This window comes from Kitasatospora sp. NBC_01302, from assembly GCF_035976515.1.
In the GTDB taxonomy this organism is placed as follows: domain Bacteria; phylum Actinomycetota; class Actinomycetes; order Streptomycetales; family Streptomycetaceae; genus Kitasatospora.
This window is the reverse complement of record NZ_CP108404.1, coordinates 5,073,827-5,087,678: the sequence shown is the minus strand read 5'-3', so window position 1 is coordinate 5,087,678 and position 13,852 is coordinate 5,073,827. Positions and strand designations below refer to the sequence as shown.

At 76.3% G+C, this 13,852-nt stretch carries 12 protein-coding genes, 1 tRNA gene and 1 riboswitch; of the genes, 6 read left to right on the top strand and 7 right to left on the bottom strand.

From position 1 onward, the window contains the following. Positions 1-29: 29 nt before the first annotated feature. Positions 30-551, bottom strand: a complete 522-nt coding sequence (locus tag OG294_RS22105) for a universal stress protein (protein WP_327068257.1) — start codon at positions 549-551, stop codon at positions 30-32. 288 nt (positions 552-839) lie between these two features. Beyond that, complete coding sequence (locus tag OG294_RS22100) at positions 840-3,152, bottom strand: asparagine synthase-related protein (protein WP_327068256.1); 2,313 nt, start codon at positions 3,150-3,152, stop codon at positions 840-842. Positions 3,153-4,377: 1,225 nt separating this feature from the next. On the opposite strand from OG294_RS22100, the gene OG294_RS22095 reads away from it, so the two are divergent. From OG294_RS22095 to OG294_RS22080, 4 genes are all read left to right on the top strand, one after another. After that, entirely contained in the window at positions 4,378-5,934 is a 1,557-nt protein-coding gene (locus tag OG294_RS22095) for an MFS transporter (protein WP_327068255.1), read from the top strand. A 132-nt stretch (positions 5,935-6,066) separates the two neighbouring features. Next, positions 6,067-6,918, top strand: coding sequence for a tRNA (guanosine(46)-N7)-methyltransferase TrmB (gene trmB, locus OG294_RS22090; RefSeq protein WP_327068254.1), 852 nt, complete (start codon positions 6,067-6,069; stop codon positions 6,916-6,918). Between the two features lie 49 nt (positions 6,919-6,967). Then, positions 6,968-7,041, top strand: a tRNA-Met gene (locus tag OG294_RS22085). A 354-nt stretch (positions 7,042-7,395) separates the two neighbouring features. Then, positions 7,396-8,178 (top strand): DUF2785 domain-containing protein, encoded by a 783-nt coding sequence (locus tag OG294_RS22080; protein WP_327068253.1) that lies wholly within the window; start codon positions 7,396-7,398, stop codon positions 8,176-8,178. 8 nt (positions 8,179-8,186) lie between these two features. On the opposite strand, the gene OG294_RS22075 is transcribed toward OG294_RS22080, so the two are convergent. The 4 genes from OG294_RS22075 to OG294_RS22060 form a co-directional block, all read right to left on the bottom strand. Further along, positions 8,187-8,831 (bottom strand): TNT domain-containing protein, encoded by a 645-nt coding sequence (locus OG294_RS22075; RefSeq protein ID WP_327068252.1) that lies wholly within the window; start codon positions 8,829-8,831, stop codon positions 8,187-8,189. After that, complete coding sequence (locus OG294_RS22070) at positions 8,828-9,529, bottom strand: tyrosine-protein phosphatase (protein ID WP_327068251.1); 702 nt, start codon at positions 9,527-9,529, stop codon at positions 8,828-8,830. Before OG294_RS22070 ends, OG294_RS22075 begins: the two co-directional genes overlap by 4 nt. Continuing rightward, positions 9,514-10,221 (bottom strand): hypothetical protein, encoded by a 708-nt coding sequence (locus OG294_RS22065; RefSeq protein WP_327068250.1) that lies wholly within the window; start codon positions 10,219-10,221, stop codon positions 9,514-9,516. The genes OG294_RS22070 and OG294_RS22065 overlap by 16 nt, the downstream gene beginning before the upstream one ends. Before the next feature lie 77 nt (positions 10,222-10,298). Further along, positions 10,299-11,030 (bottom strand): sensor domain-containing protein, encoded by a 732-nt coding sequence (locus OG294_RS22060; RefSeq protein ID WP_327068249.1) that lies wholly within the window; start codon positions 11,028-11,030, stop codon positions 10,299-10,301. 121 nt (positions 11,031-11,151) lie between these two features. Here OG294_RS22060 and OG294_RS22055 point away from each other — a divergent pair, with 121 nt between their 5' ends. Next, positions 11,152-12,066 (top strand): hypothetical protein, encoded by a 915-nt coding sequence (locus tag OG294_RS22055; protein ID WP_327068248.1) that lies wholly within the window; start codon positions 11,152-11,154, stop codon positions 12,064-12,066. Between the two features lie 83 nt (positions 12,067-12,149). Here the strand turns inward: OG294_RS22055 and OG294_RS22050 are convergent, their stop codons facing one another. Then, positions 12,150-13,154 carry a M23 family metallopeptidase gene (locus tag OG294_RS22050; protein WP_327068247.1) on the bottom strand — a complete coding sequence of 335 codons (1,005 nt, stop codon included), beginning with the start codon at positions 13,152-13,154 and terminating at the stop codon, positions 12,150-12,152. 11 nt (positions 13,155-13,165) lie between these two features. Next, a riboswitch (cyclic di-AMP (ydaO/yuaA leader) is annotated at positions 13,166-13,341 on the bottom strand. 196 nt (positions 13,342-13,537) lie between these two features. Here OG294_RS22050 and OG294_RS22045 point away from each other — a divergent pair. Further along, on the top strand, positions 13,538-13,828 hold the full coding sequence (locus tag OG294_RS22045) for a YiaA/YiaB family inner membrane protein (RefSeq protein ID WP_327068246.1): 291 nt from the start codon (positions 13,538-13,540) through the stop codon (positions 13,826-13,828). Positions 13,829-13,852 lie beyond the last annotated feature (24 nt).

Genomic DNA, 13,852 nt, shown 5'->3' with positions numbered 1-13,852 from the left:
CGGTGGCGGGGTCTCCAGCAGCAGGGTCTTCAGCGGCGGGCCGGCGGGGCCGGGACCACGAGGACGGGGCAGGCCGCGTGGTGCACGGCGGCGGTGCTGACCGAGCCGAGCAGCAGGCGGGTGAAGCCGCCGTTGCCCCGGGCGCCGACCACCAGGGTGTGCTGGCCGACACTGGCGGCCAGCAGCACCTCCACCACCCGGCCCAGCACCACGTGCAGCGACACCGGCCCCTCGAACGGTCGGCTGCGGGCCTGCTCGACCGTGCGCAGCGCGCGGCGCAGACCGTCAGCCATGCTGCCGCTGAGCCGCTCGATGCTCTCCTGCACCAGCTCGGCCATGCCCGGCGGGTAGCCGCCGGGGGCCGGGTCGACCACGCCGAGCAGGTAGAGCGGCAGCTCGTAGCGCTCCGCCTCGGACATCGCGCGGTCCAGCGCCCAGAGCGCGCCGTCCGAGCCGTCGCAGGCGGCCAGGATGCCGGGCGGCTGCGGCGGGCCGGGCGGCGTGCCGGCGATCGGGAGCACCTGGGCGGCGCGGCCGTCGGCAGTGGTCACGGGGGCCTCCTGAGGTGAGCGTCGAGCCCATGATCCGCCGACCCGGCGCCAGATCCCGGCAGGCGGAACGGCGCGCTCCTGTCGCCGCGGGCGGACGGGTGGCGCCCGGCGCCGGGCAGCCGCTACGGGAGGTCGATGCCGGCGGCGCGCAGCCGCTCCTCGATCAACGCGGTCATCCGGGCCCAGGCCGGCTTCTCGTCCGCCCGCGGCGACAGGAGCGCGCCGCAGCGCACCGTCGTCGCGGTTCTGGAGCTGGGAGAGGCCGGGCAGCAGCGACGGGTGTCCGCCTCACGGGAACTGCGCGACCGCCAGGGCACGGCGCTGCGGCAGGGGCAGGCCGGTCCAGCAGGAGCCGTGGCTGCGGGCCTCGAAGCGGCGCAGCCACAGCTCGACGGCGACCAGGTCGGCCAGGCCGTCCAGGGCGCCGGGCGGCAGGTCCGCATACGGGTCGGCGGCCTGGCGCAGGGCACTGCGGACGGCGGGCAGGTCGATCAACCCGGCCTCGGCGAGCAGCGGTTCGCGGAACAGCTCGGCCAGCGGGTCGGCGGCCCGGCGCAGGCCCGCGCGGGCGGCTTCGGCCCGGTCGGGGCGCGGGGCGCGGCCCCAGTCCACGGGCAGGTCGGCGCGGCCCGCGCCGGCCAGCACCGCGCGCAGCAGGGCGTGCCGGGCGCCGGGCTGCAGCCGCAGGTCGGCGGGGAGCAGGCGGGCCGCGCGGATCACCCGGTTGTCGAAGAACGGCGCGTGCAGCCGCTGGCCGTGCTGCTCGGCGGCGTGCACCAAGGTCCGGTAGCCGCGTGCGTGGTGATGCAGCGCCAGGGTGGCGCGCCGCAGGCCCGGCGGCTCCTCGGGTACGGGGCCGCGGGCCGCCAGGCGCAGGCGCAGGGCGACCTCGGAGAGTGCGTCGTCGGAGAGCCAGCGCGCGGCCGGTCCGGGCACGCACCAGGTCAGGTCGGCCACCGAGGAGGCACCCGCGGTGAACCGTGCGCCGGGCCGCGAACTCGGCCTGATCGGGCCACGGCGGGCCGTGAGCTGCACAGCCGCGTCCTCCAGCGCCTCGGCGTAGCCGCCCCGGGCCAGCCGGCGGGCCGCGCGCAGCACGGTGACCGGGGTGCGCAGGGCGCCGGTCAGGGTGCCCGCCAACGCGCGGTCCACTCCGGCCAACACCGCGACCGGGGGCAGCAGTTCGCGCGGGCGCCCGTGCCGGATCAGGTCGGCGAGCCGGGCCGGGTGCCCGTCCAGCACCTGGCGGGCGCCGTGCCCGGTGAGGTGGTCGGCGCCGCCCGCGCTGAGCCGGGCGGCGGTGCCGTGCGCGATCACCAGGGCCCGGCCCGGCTCGTCGGTGAGCGGCCCGGCCAGGGCGGCGGCCAGCGGGTCGGCCAGGGCTCCGGCCGACGGGTCGGCGGCCAGGTCGGCGTAGGGGAGGGTGTCGGGGCCGGCGTCCAGCACGGTGTGCCGCAGCCGGGGGCGGCCCACCTCGCGCGGCGCCTCGGGGGCGGTGCGGGAGGGCTCGCAGACGGTGACGGCGGCGAGCTGCTCGGGCTCCGCGGCGCCCACCGGGGGCTCGGCCGACGGCGCGGGGCGGGCCCACGAGCCCTTGGTGGCGCCGGTGCGCCGGTGCGAAGCGGCGGGCGGCCCGTCCGCGTCCACCACCGCGTCGACGTCCGGCAGCGAGGGCGCCGCGGCGGCCGGGCCCGGACCGATCGGGACGGCCGCGGCGAGCACGGCCAGCGCGGTGGAGGCCGTGCCGTAGGAGAGGTCGGCGCCGATCCGGGGCCGCCGCGGCCCGGGGCCGGGGACGCTGGGCGCGCTGCGGATCCGGAACCGGACAGCCTCCAGCAGGCTGCGGGTCAACTCCCGTACCGCGGCCGCCTCGCCGGTGCCGCCCGGCGCCGCGCTGTCGGTGGCACCTCCGTCGTCGTACCGCGTCAGGTGGGGCCGCCCGCTGCGGATCGCCAGGGTGTGGCCCGGCGGGACCCGTCGCACGCCCTGGTACGGCGTGCCGTTGCCGACCGCCTCCGGGGACTCCGGGCAGGCGAGGGTCGCCGCCAGGTGGCCGGTGTCGACCGGCGCGCCGACCAGGTCGGCGAGCGGCAGGGCGGCGGTGGCGTAGGCGGTGCCGCCGCACCACGGGGTGTGGAAGACCGGCCGCAGCCCGGCCAGGTCGGTGAGCAGCAGGGTGCTGCGGGTGCCGATCCGCAGCACCACGGTGTAGCTGCCGGGCCAGTTGGTCAGGTGCCGCACCGCGCCGCCGCGGGCGACGGCCAGGCCCGCGGCGAGCTCCTCGTCCGCGGCGCCGCAGTGGCCGAGCACCAGCAGGCGGGTGACGCCCTCGGTGTCCTGGCCGAGATCGGTCGCGTGCGGCCCGGTGGTGACGGTGGGGCGGGCACGGCCGGGGTGGACGACGACCTGGCGGATCTCCTCCGGGCGCCAGTCGCCGACCGCCCAGAGCGGGTCGGGTCCGGTCCACAGCGGGGTGGCCGCCAGCGGGCGCACGGCGGCCAGCGCCGCCAGCGCCTCCTGGACCAGGACGGGGGCGGCCGCGGTGCTCGGCTCCCGGCGCGGCACGGGCAGCCGGCCGGCCGGCGGCCTGGCGTGGGACACGCTGCCGCTCCAGCCCGTCAACCACCGCATCGCGCCTCCACCGGGTGTGGCCCGTCCCTGGGCGCGCGACGGGGTGCACGGGGGTGTGGGGCCGCCGTCCGCGAGCCTTTGGGCCATGGTGCCACTGCGGGCGGGTCGGGGGGACGGGGGTGAGGTCGGGTGATTCTGGGGAGGGACGGGCGAATTGGGTGACAGGCGGGTGAATTCGGGCGGCGGCGACGGGCGCGGGAGGGGTGGCGGCGGGGCCGGAGCGGGCCGGCGCGGGGTGGGGTGCGGGGGTGGCTCGTGCGCGGGCGGGCCCAGCCGCGTGCGGGCGGGCGGTCGGCGGCGGACCGGCGGGCGTTGCCGCAGCGGGGAGTTGGGTGCCGCGCGGGCCGGGCCTCCCCCTCCATGGCCCGGGCCGCGCGGCGCGGACGGCACCGGCCGGGATCCACCCGGCGCTCGCCGTCCGAGCTCTGGGGTCTGGTCCGACGGGCGCCACGCGTCCGATTCGCGGCGCCCGCCGGCCCGGCGGGCCGGGACCCGGGTGTACGCGGGCCGCTCACCGGACCGCCCGGCGCGCACGCCCACCCGCGCCCTCGTCGGCGCACCGGCCGACGCACCCGGACCCCCAGGCGCACCGGCCACCCAGTCACCACGGGCCACCACTGCCTCACGGCCTGCCCTCAGACCGTCCCCGTCACTTGCCTGATGACGGCATGGCCATGCCCACATGGCCAAAAAGTGACTCAAGCCCGGGAGGGCATCCGCATGCCCTCCCGGACCTCGGCCACCACCCGCGGGGAACTGAGGCGGCGGCATCCCCCGGCCCGCCGGGTCCTCGACGGCGGGCCGACCCACAGCCCCTAGCGAACTGCCGCGCGAGGCCGGCAACCAGGGGGCACAGGTGGGCGCACGTCAACACGCGACCGGAGCACGACGCTCCCCCTGACCCACCGGCCACCGGGAGATCGTCCGGGCGACCGCCGGACCCGGCCGGCCCCCGTCAACCCGGCGCCCACCCGCGCCGAACCAGCCACCCGGACGGCCACCGCCCTTGGCCCGCCACGCCTGGCGCAGGTAGCGATCGGGCCAACCGGAATGCCGCCCCTTAACCCTGGGAACCCGGCCGACTACGCTAGGTACCAACGCCGGCCGGTCAGGGCAGGCCCTGGCCCCCGGGCCGCGCCCGGACGCCGCGCGCGAAAGACCCACCGGCGAACACCGACAAGGGGGGTGCCGTCGCATGAGCATCAGTCCACGGGGACCGAACGAGCGCCTCGGCTCCCTGCTGACCCAGGCCCAGATCAGCAATGCCGGCCTGGCCCGGCGGGTCAACGACCTCGGCGCCCAGCGCGGCCTGACGCTGCGCTACGACAAGACCTCGGTGGCCCGCTGGGTGACCAAGGGGATGGTCCCGCAGGGTCCCGTCCCGCACCTGATCGCCACCGCGATCGGCGGCAAGCTGGGCCGCCCGGTGCCGCTGGAGGAGATCGGGCTCGGCGACACCGACCCGACCCCCGAACTCGGCCTGGCATTCCCCCGCGAGGTGTCGGAGGCGGTGCGCTCGGCCACCGACCTGTGGCGGGTCGACCTGGAGCTGCGGCGCGGCCCCGGCGGCGGGCGGTGGAGCGAGGGGCTGGCCGGCACCTTCTCGGTCGCGGCGTACGCGACCCCCGTCTCGCGCTGGCTGATCACCCCGGCGGACGGCTCGGTGGCGCGCGGCGTGGAGAGCGGCACCGCCGAGCGGGGCGCGGAGCGGGAGGCGGAGAGCGGGCCGGCGTGCGAGGCCGGCGCGGCCGGCGGGCGACCGGCCCCGGCCCAGGCCCAGGCCGCCGAGAAGGTGCCCGGGCCCCGCACCGACCGCACGGCCGACCGCACCACCTACCGGGTCGGCCAGTCGGACGCCGCCAAGCTGCGCGAGGCCGCCCAGGAGGCCCGCCGCTGGGACTCCAAGTACGGCGGCGGCGACTGGCGTTCGTCCATGGTCCCGGAGTGCCTGCGGGTGGAGGCCGCCCCGCTGCTGCTCGCCTCCTACAGCGACGCGGTGGGCCGCGCGCTGTTCGGCGCGACCGCCGAACTCACCAGGCTGGCGGGCTGGATGGCGTTCGACACCGGTCAGCACGAGGCGGCCCAGCGCTACTACATCCAGGCGCTGCGGCTGGCCCGGGCCGCCGCCGACGTGCCGCTCGGCGGCTACGTGCTCGCCTCGATGAGCCTGCAGGCCTGCTACCGCGGCTTCGCCGAGGAGGCGGTCGACCTCGCGCAGGCCGCGCTGGAGCGCAACCGGGGCCTGGCCACCGCCCGGACGATGAGCTTCTTCCACCTGGTGGAGGCCCGTGCCCAGGCCCGCGCGGCCAACGCGGCGGCGTGCTCGGCGGCGCTCACGGCAGCCGAGAGCGCTCTCGAACGTGCGCGCGCCGGGGATCCCGATCCGGCGTGGATCGACTTCTACGCCTACGACCGGCTGGCCGCCGACGCCGCCGAGTGCTTCCGCGACCTCGGCGTGCCCGCCAAGGTCCGCCAGTTCACCCGGGAGGCGCTGGCCCGCCCGACCGAGGGCTTCGTCCGCTCGCACGGCCTTCGCCTGGTCGTCTCCGCGATGGCCGAGGCCGAGGCCGGCAACCTGGACGCCGCTGTGGAGGCCGGCGAGCGCGCGGTGGAGGTGGCGGGCCGGATCTCCTCCCAGCGCAGCCGGGAGTACGTGCTGGAGATGATCCGCCACCTGGAGCCGTTCCAGGGCGAGCGCCGGGTGCGCGAGTTGACCGAGCGCGCCCGCCTGGTCCTGACGGCACCGGCCTAGCGCCGACGGGCGCCGAGCGGCCGGGTGGCGCCGGGCGGTGCCGGGCGGTGCCGGGCGGTGCCGTCAGGACCGGGCGGGCGGCCCAAGCGCCCTGGGGTCCGCTCGGGGACGTCTCGTAGACTCGTCGGCATTGTGACTGCGACTGCCTCCACTCCCCAGCCCGCCGCCCAGGCACCCGCCGCCCGGCCCTCCGCCCGCCTGTCGGCGGCCCCCGCCGGCTACCCGGCCCCGATGTATCCGCACCGGGCCACCGAGGAACAGCACAGCGAGCGGCGGATCCGCAGCTTCCAGCCGCGCCGCGGCCGGATGACCCCGGCCCAGGCCGGTGCGCTGGACCGCAACTGGGACGACTGGGGCCTGGCGATCGACGGCAGCCCGCTCGACCTCACGAAGCTCTTCGGCGAGCTGCCGGTCACCCTGGAGATCGGCTTCGGGATGGGCGAGACCACCGCCGCGATGGCCGCCGCCGACCCGGCGATGGGCATCCTGGCCGCGGACGTGCACACCCCGGGCCACGGCAACCTGCTCAACCTGCTGGAGCAGAGCGGCGCGCAGAACGTCCGGCTGGCCGCCGGCGACGCGATCATCCTGCTGCGCGACATGCTGCCGGACGGCTGCCTGGCCGGGCTGCGGGTCTACTTCGCCGACCCGTGGCCCAAGCCCAAGCACCACAAGCGGCGCCTGGTCCAGGCGGGCTTCCTCGACCTGGTGCTGCCGCGACTGGCCCCGGGCGCGCTGGTGCACTGCGCCACCGACTGGGAGCCGTACGCCGAGCAGATGCTGGACGTGCTCGGCGCCCGCCCCGAGCTGGTCAACCTGCACCCCGAGGGCGACGGCAGCGCCTGGACGGACGAGGAGCGGCAGGCCGACGGCACCGTGCCCGGCTACGCGCCGCGGCCCGACTGGCGCCCGGTGACCAAGTTCGAGCGGGCCGGTCTGGCCAAGGGGCACGTGGTGCACGACCTGCTGTTCCGCAAGGTCTGACAAGCGATTTCCATTATCGGACAGCTTCCCGTACTGTTGGGTTCACCGACGCGGGGTGGAGCAGCTCGGTAGCTCGCTGGGCTCATAACCCAGAGGTCGCAGGTTCAAATCCTGTCCCCGCTACTCAGTAGCACAGAAGGACCCGGTGGAGATCTCTCCACCGGGTCCTTCTGCTTTCCCGCCGCGAAAAAGCCGTTGCCCCGCCGCGCGGTGCCTGCCTATCGTGGCAGCAACACGAAAGGAGGTGATCCTGAGTTGAGTACCCACGCAACTGCGCTCTCGCACGCGTCTGACCAGCTCGGGCGCGCCTCCGTGGAGCCCACGGCCTGAGCCGAGCCCCACGGACGGGAACGCGCAGAAGTTGGCGAGCCCCCGGGATGTCCTCATGGCGAGGGCCCGGGGGCTTCGTCATGCCACCAGCTGCCCGGCGATCGGACCGGCCGGGCCCATCGGACCGACCAGAGAATCGGACGCGACATGACCGACCTGCAGAAGCTGCTCGCCCAGGACTCCGTCGAACCGACCCCCGAGCTGGTCGCCGAGCTGAGCGCGGCGCTGCGCTCGCCGGATCCGCAGGTCCGCGACGCCCAGGCGTACGAGCTGCTCGACTACTGCATCCCGCTCATGGAGCCGGAGCTGCGCGACTGGCTCGGCCAGCAGATGGCCGCCCGGTTCACCGACCCGCAGATCCAGGCCCGCACCTTCGCACCGCTGATCCTGGCCGTCCTGGTCCACCACGGCGCCTACCGGCCCGCGTGGCACGCCGCCTTCGCCCGCTGGTACCCGGCCGAGACCGATCTGCGCGGCCACCACCCCGAGCTGGGCTGGCTGCACGCGGTCGCCCACGGCGCCGACCTGCTGGGTGCACTCGGCCGCTGCCCGCAGGTCGACCCGGCCCCGCTGCTGGAGCTGGCCCGGGAGCGGCTGCTGGCCCCGACCGGTCACCTCTTCGACGCGATGGAGGACGACCGGCTCGGCCGTGCCGTCGCCCTGGTGCTGACCCGCACCGAGCTCACCGAGCAGCAGTCGGTGGACTGGCTGGCGCCGATCGCCGCCGATTTCCGGGCCGGCGAGCCGGGGCCGGTCCCCGCGCACGCCTCGAACACCATGCGCACGCTGCGGGTGCTCTACCTGCTGGCCGACCGCGGGGTGCGGGCGCCCCGGCAGGAGGACGGGCCGGCGCTGGCCCTCGCCCATGCCGGGGCGGTCCGCGAGGCCGTCGCGGCCACCCTCGCGGTCTGCTCGCCCTACGCGGGCTGAGCGGTCGCTCAGACCAGCCGCTGCAGGTAGCCGTTGGTGACCAGCCAGCCGACGTTGACGCTCGCCGGTGCGCCGGGGATCAGCGTGCCGTCCAGCTGGTACTGCCAGCCGAGGCCGGGCTGGCCGAACCACGGGGCGATCGGACCGCCGTGCACCGAGAAGGACTTGACCACCCGGTAGTCGTGGTAGTTGCAGCCCGCCGCCGGGTTGCCGTCCAGGCTCGACGGCGGGATCGCCCGGCTCGCGTAGGAGGAGCCCTCGGGTGCCAGGAAGCTGCCGTACTCGCTGCCGTAGCGGTCGATGTCCTGGCCGGGCAGCAGCGGCTGGGTCAGTTCGAGCGGCTGCCCGTTGACCACCAGGTAGCCGTTGTCCGGCGGGTAGCGCCAGCTGCCGGCGGCGCTGTCGTAGTACTGGGCGAGGAAGGCCGACTCGCTCGCACCGCCGGTGCGCTGGTAGCCGAAGAGCTGCCACCCGACCGCCCCGGTGCCGGGCAACTGGGCGGGGCCGAGCCGGGCGTCGCCGTTCGCGAAGGCGGCCGAGCACTGGTCGCTCGGGGTGGCGTCCGCGTGGGCGGCCGGGGCGGCGGTGCAGAGCGCGGCCCCGGCGGCCAGTGCGACGAGCAGGCGGCCGGGCTTGGGTATGGAGATCGTCATTCGCGCAAGGTAGCGCGCAGGCCGTGGAGTTCGGCCTCTTTCAAGCCATGGGCCAGCAGGTAGTCCTCGACGCTGCCGTGCCGCTCGCGGATCCGCTCCAGCGCACCGGTGAGCAACTCGGCCGGCACCGGCTTGGTGTAGCGGGTCACGCCCTGCGGGTCCACGTACGGAACCGGCCCGTCCAGCACGCCCAGGCCCTCGTTGGAGAGCAGGTAGTCGGCGAGGATCTCCTCCTGCGGCACGTCCAGCAGGTCGAGCAGCAGGGCGATCAGCAGACCGGTGCGGTCCCGGCCGATCGCGCAGTGCACCAGGGCGGGCAGCGCCTGCGGCTCCAGCAGCCGGCGCAGCGCGGCGACGAACACCGGGCCCGCGGAGTCCATGATCAGCGCGTACGTCTCCTCGGGCGGCAGGCCGTGGTGGTAGGAGCCGTCCTGCGGCAGGACCGGGAAGTTGGCCAGATCGACGTTCAGATCATGCGTTCGATCCGGCTGGCCGACCAGCTCGTCCGCGTCGCGCAGGTCCAGCACGGTGCGCAGGCCGAGCTTGGCCAGTGCGCGGGCACCCTCGTCGGTCAGGTCGACGAGCCAGGCGGACCGGTAGACCAGCCCGGGACGGACCGCGCCGAGTCCGCCGACGTCGCGCAGGTTGCGCAGACCGGGTATCGCCAGGAGCCGGGATGCGCTCAGGTGTTCATCCATGGCACCGCACGGTAGCGGTGATGCCGGGTCAGCGCGAGAACGTAGCGGCGCCGCCCGTCCCCCGGGGCCCGCACGGTGCGCAGCTCGCTGTGCACGCCCCGGCGGCCGAGCTCCTCGCGCAGCAGCGGCAGCCGCGGGCTGCGCCGGCTCAGCGCGTCGTGCAGCGGGTGGACCAGCACCTCGGCCTGCGGGGCGGTGACCCGCACCAGCTCCAGCAGCGCGGCCAACTGGTCGGCCGCGGAGAAGCGTTCGGGGTAGGCGAAGAGCAGGTAGGAGCTGAGTGTCAGGGCGAAGGTGCCGTCGGCGAAGGGCAGCCGCGGCAGCGCGGCGGCCAGGTAGTCGCCGGGGTGGGCGGCCCGGTCGGCGGCGAAGAGCCGGCGGGCCCGGTCCCAGCTGCGCAGGTACTTCTCGTACGGCAGGTGGCGCGGGCCGAGGTAGCGGGCGGGTGCGGCGGGCATCGCGCGGGCCATCGTCCACCGGGCGGCCTCGGCGCCGGCCAGCAGCTCGGTGCCCGGCACGGCGTAGGCGGGGTCGACGGCCAGCACCCGGCAGCCGAGCACGCGGGCCTCGGCGACCACGCCGGCCGCACCGCCCGGGCAGTCCAGCACCGGGCCGGGCAGCGCGCGCAGGGCCGCCCGGGTCAGGCCGAAGAAGCCGCAGTACTCGTCCAGCGGCCGGGAGGTGACCAGCATGGACTCACCTGAACACGCCGCCGCCCACCGCGCACCCGGGGGTGTGCGGTGGGCGGAACGGGCCGCCGGTCGGCCGGTCAGCCGCGCAGCAGCAGCCAGGCGGCGCCGCGCGAGACGTTGGTCAGCAGGTGGGTCAGCCGGGCGGTGAGGAAGATCAGCAGGATGCCGACCAGCGAGACGCCGGCCACCTGCCAGAGGTGCGAGAGGTAGTAGTCGTGCTGCACACCGTGCACCGAGTAGGTGAACAGCCGCAGGCCGGGCCAGCTGGTGTAGGCCGGGAAGACCCAGTTGTAGGCCGGCAGCAGCGCCATCGCGAGCCCGACGGCCCACAGGGTGACGGACAGCACGAAGCAGAAGACGTGCCAGGGGAACATCACCACGTGGTGGAGGACGGCCTTCCAGCCCGCCGGGTCGCGCAGCTGGCGGGTGACCACGCTCCACGCCCCGCCCCCGGCCGGGCGCACCGCGCGCGGCGCCCGCAGCCGCAGGCCCAGCTGCCCGGCCACCCGGGCGCGCTCCAGGGCGCCCAGCGCGCGGGCACCGGCCAGCAGCAGCGCGAGCAGCGGCAGGCCGAGGAAGGTCATCGCGGTGCCCGCACCGACGGCGAACATCGGCACGGTCCAGGCGAAGCCGATGATCGCGGTGAAGAGCGAGGTGAGGATGTAGCCGAGCTCGCGGTAGGTCTCCCGGGCGAACGGACCGCGCCAGAAGTACGGCACCTCGAAGGCGTCGTCGTGCCGCCGCTCGGCGGCGTCGTCCGGGCCGGCTGCGGCGTCGAAGGAGGCGAACGGGGCGGCGGTCGTCGTCATGCCGACCACTCTGCCGGGCGGGGCACCCCTGCCGGTAGGCGGCTGCCCGGCGAACCCGGGGTGGGGTTAACCCCACCCTCGTGCCGCCACCGCCCGGCCCGACGGGTGCGAAGATCGGGACATGGACCTGGACGACCTGCGGCTCGCACCCCGACCGCACACCGCTGAGCTGCTGCGATGGGCCGAGGAGCAGGGGCTAGCGCCGGCGCCCGAGGCGGCGGTGACGGCGGTGCTGACGCTGCTCGAACTGGGCGACGCCCAGCTGCACGACGGCTTCCCCGAGCTGACCTCCCCGCTGCTCCAGGAGCTGCTCTACGAGCGGCTGCACCTGTACGTCCAGCCGGTGCCCGAGCAGCCGCCGCACGCCTACGGCGACGCGGTGCGGCTGCTGATCGACCACCAGCGGGCGGCGAAGCGGCTCAACGCCAAGCGGCAGCAGCGGCTGCACGAGGAGGCCGAGTGGCAGGGCGAGCTGCTGGCCGGACTGCTGCGCCAGCCGCACCTGCTGACCTGGCCCCGGCTCTACACCCTGCTGCTGCGCGAGGCCGGCGTCGACACCGCCGACCCGGCGGCGGTCCGGGCCTGGCTGGAGGGTTTCCGGGCGCTGGCCGAGCCCGAGCGGATCGCCGCCTTCGCCGCGCTCGCGGAGCTGGAGCAGCCCGAGGGCGAGGAGGGCTGGACCGAGGGCGTGCTGCTGTCGATCGGGATGGCCACCGACGGGGCGCGGCTGCTGGTGGAGAACCGCCTGATGCAGCGCAGCTACCGCAACCTGGCCGGGCTCACGGCGCTGGGCCTGCCGATGCCGGCCGAACTCGCGGGCGACTTCCCGGCCTTCGAGGCGGCCGTGCAGGCCGAGGCGCTGCGGCTGCTCGGCGAGTGGACCGTGCCCGGGCTGCCGGAGCTGCTGCTGACGGAGTACCAGGACCTCGCGCCGGAGCCGGGCGCGGCCGAGGTGGACGGCTACATCGTGCGGCGCGGGCTGGTGGACCTGCCGGACATCGGGCTCTGGGCGGGCGAGGCGGCGCCGGAGCAGTAGCACCCCGGCCGCCGCGGTGTCGCGGGGCCGGGTGCCGCTGCCGGTGCGGTCGCGGGCGGTGCCGCGGCCGGGCGGTGGCGCGGTCAGACGGTGGCGCCGTGGGCGGCCAGCCAGGCGGCCGGGTCGACCGGGGCGCCACCGCCCGGGCGGACCTCCAGGTGCAGGCGCGGGCCGATCGGGGCCGCGCCCGGCAGCAGGCTCGGCGAGGCGCCGGTCGCGCCGACCGTGCCGAGCACCGTGCCGGGGGCGACCTCGCCCGCGGTCACCGCGATCGAGGCCAGGTGGCAGTACCAGAGCTCGGTGCCGTCCGGCAGGGTCTGGACGACCCGGTAGCCGTAGGCGCCGGACCAGCCGGCCGAGCTGACGGTGCCGCCGGCGACCGCGCCGACCGGGGTGCCGGCGGCGGCGGCGAAGTCCAGGCCGGTCCGCAGCTGGGCCCAGGGCGAACCGGACGGGGCCACGGTGTACTTGGCCAGCGGCAGGCGGGCGGTGACCGGGGCGGCCGCGGCCTCGGCCTGCGCGGCGGCGGCCTGCGCGGCAGCGGCCTGCGCGGCAGCGGCTTCCGCGGCGGACCGGGCGGCGGCGGCCTGCGCGGCGGCGTGCTCCTGCTCGGCCTGGGCGGCAGCCTGGGCGCGGGCGGTGGCCTCGGCCTGCGCCGCGGCCTCGGCCTGGGCGGCGCGCTTGGCGGCGGCCTCGTTGGCGGCCTCCAGCCGGGCGGCCTCCTCGGCGGCGGTGCGCTGGTCGGCCTGCTGCTGGATCCGGGCGGCGAGCGCGAGGCCGGGGTCGGCGGCGCCGTCGGACTGAGCCGCGGCCTGCTGGTCGGGAGCGGTGAGCGTGGTGGCGGGCGCCGGCACCGGGGTGGTGGCGGCAGCCGCGGCGGTGGCCGACAGGCCGGTGGCGCCGAGTGCGGCGGCCATCGCGGTGACGACCGTGGGGGCACTGCCCAGCCGGAGGCCGGCGGAGTTGGCACCGGCGCGCGCCTGGCGGGGCACCTTGGGCCGGGCGGTGTCCGCCGTCGCGTCGGGGTGGTCGAGCAGGCCGGTGGTGCCCGATTCCGTGTGGCTCTCCGGGGAGTGCGACAACGCCACGGGGGCGCGCTCCTTTCCTTCCCTCGCGCCTACCGGGTTAGCTGACGGGTTCGGAGCAGGAAGGTCTCCTACGGTCCGACCTGGACCGCAACGGCCCAGGACGATCCGATTCACCCCAAGGAACGGTGGTTCCCCGGCTCCCGGCCCAACCCGAAGGCCAGGTCCGTGGATTAGGCGACGGCGCACGGTGCCGTTTCGGGTACGGCGTTGCCGACCGCGCTGCGTTATCAAACGTTAATCCCAGGAGCGCGCGATTCCAAGCCGCTCCGGTCGAACGGGCACATTCCCCGGGCGTCATGCTCCCGTCATGCCGAGAACCGCCCGGGCCCGATCTGAGTAGTCGTACTCAGGTGCGCAGCACGGCAGTTGGCCATCCTTCAGGTATGACTTCCACGGTTCAACCACGGACCACGTCCGCTTATTACGTGCAGGCGATCCTCTCCTTCGCCCTCTCCGCCGGCGGCCTCGCGGTGGGTATCGCCTACCTGCCCATCAGCTCCTGGATGCGGGCTTTCCTCGCGCTCGGCCTGCTCTACGCACTGACCTCCGCGTTCACCCTCGCCAAGGTGGTCCGGGACCGCCAGGAGGCCGGCGAGATCGTCACCCGGGTCGACCAGGCCCGGCTGGAGAAGCTGCTCGCCGAGCACGATCCGTTCCGGGCCGAGGGGCTGTAGGGCCTGCCCGGCGCAGCTGTGCGG

What these genes read in the sequence shown, in the direction of transcription:
- OG294_RS22095 (WP_327068255.1), top strand. Translation starts at nt 4,378, where the DNA reads ATGAGCATCAGTCCACGGGGACCGAACGAGCGCCTCGGCTCCCTGCTG.
- OG294_RS22080 (WP_327068253.1), top strand. Translation starts at nt 7,396, where the DNA reads ATGACCGACCTGCAGAAGCTGCTCGCCCAGGACTCCGTCGAACCGACC.
- OG294_RS22075 (WP_327068252.1), bottom strand. Translation starts at nt 8,831, where the DNA reads ATGACGATCTCCATACCCAAGCCCGGCCGCCTGCTCGTCGCACTGGCC.
- OG294_RS22070 (WP_327068251.1), bottom strand. Translation starts at nt 9,529, where the DNA reads ATGGATGAACACCTGAGCGCATCCCGGCTCCTGGCGATACCCGGTCTG.
- OG294_RS22065 (WP_327068250.1), bottom strand. Translation starts at nt 10,221, where the DNA reads ATGCTGGTCACCTCCCGGCCGCTGGACGAGTACTGCGGCTTCTTCGGC.
- OG294_RS22060 (WP_327068249.1), bottom strand. Translation starts at nt 11,030, where the DNA reads ATGACGACGACCGCCGCCCCGTTCGCCTCCTTCGACGCCGCAGCCGGC.
- OG294_RS22055 (WP_327068248.1), top strand. Translation starts at nt 11,152, where the DNA reads ATGGACCTGGACGACCTGCGGCTCGCACCCCGACCGCACACCGCTGAG.
- OG294_RS22045 (WP_327068246.1), top strand. Translation starts at nt 13,538, where the DNA reads ATGACTTCCACGGTTCAACCACGGACCACGTCCGCTTATTACGTGCAG.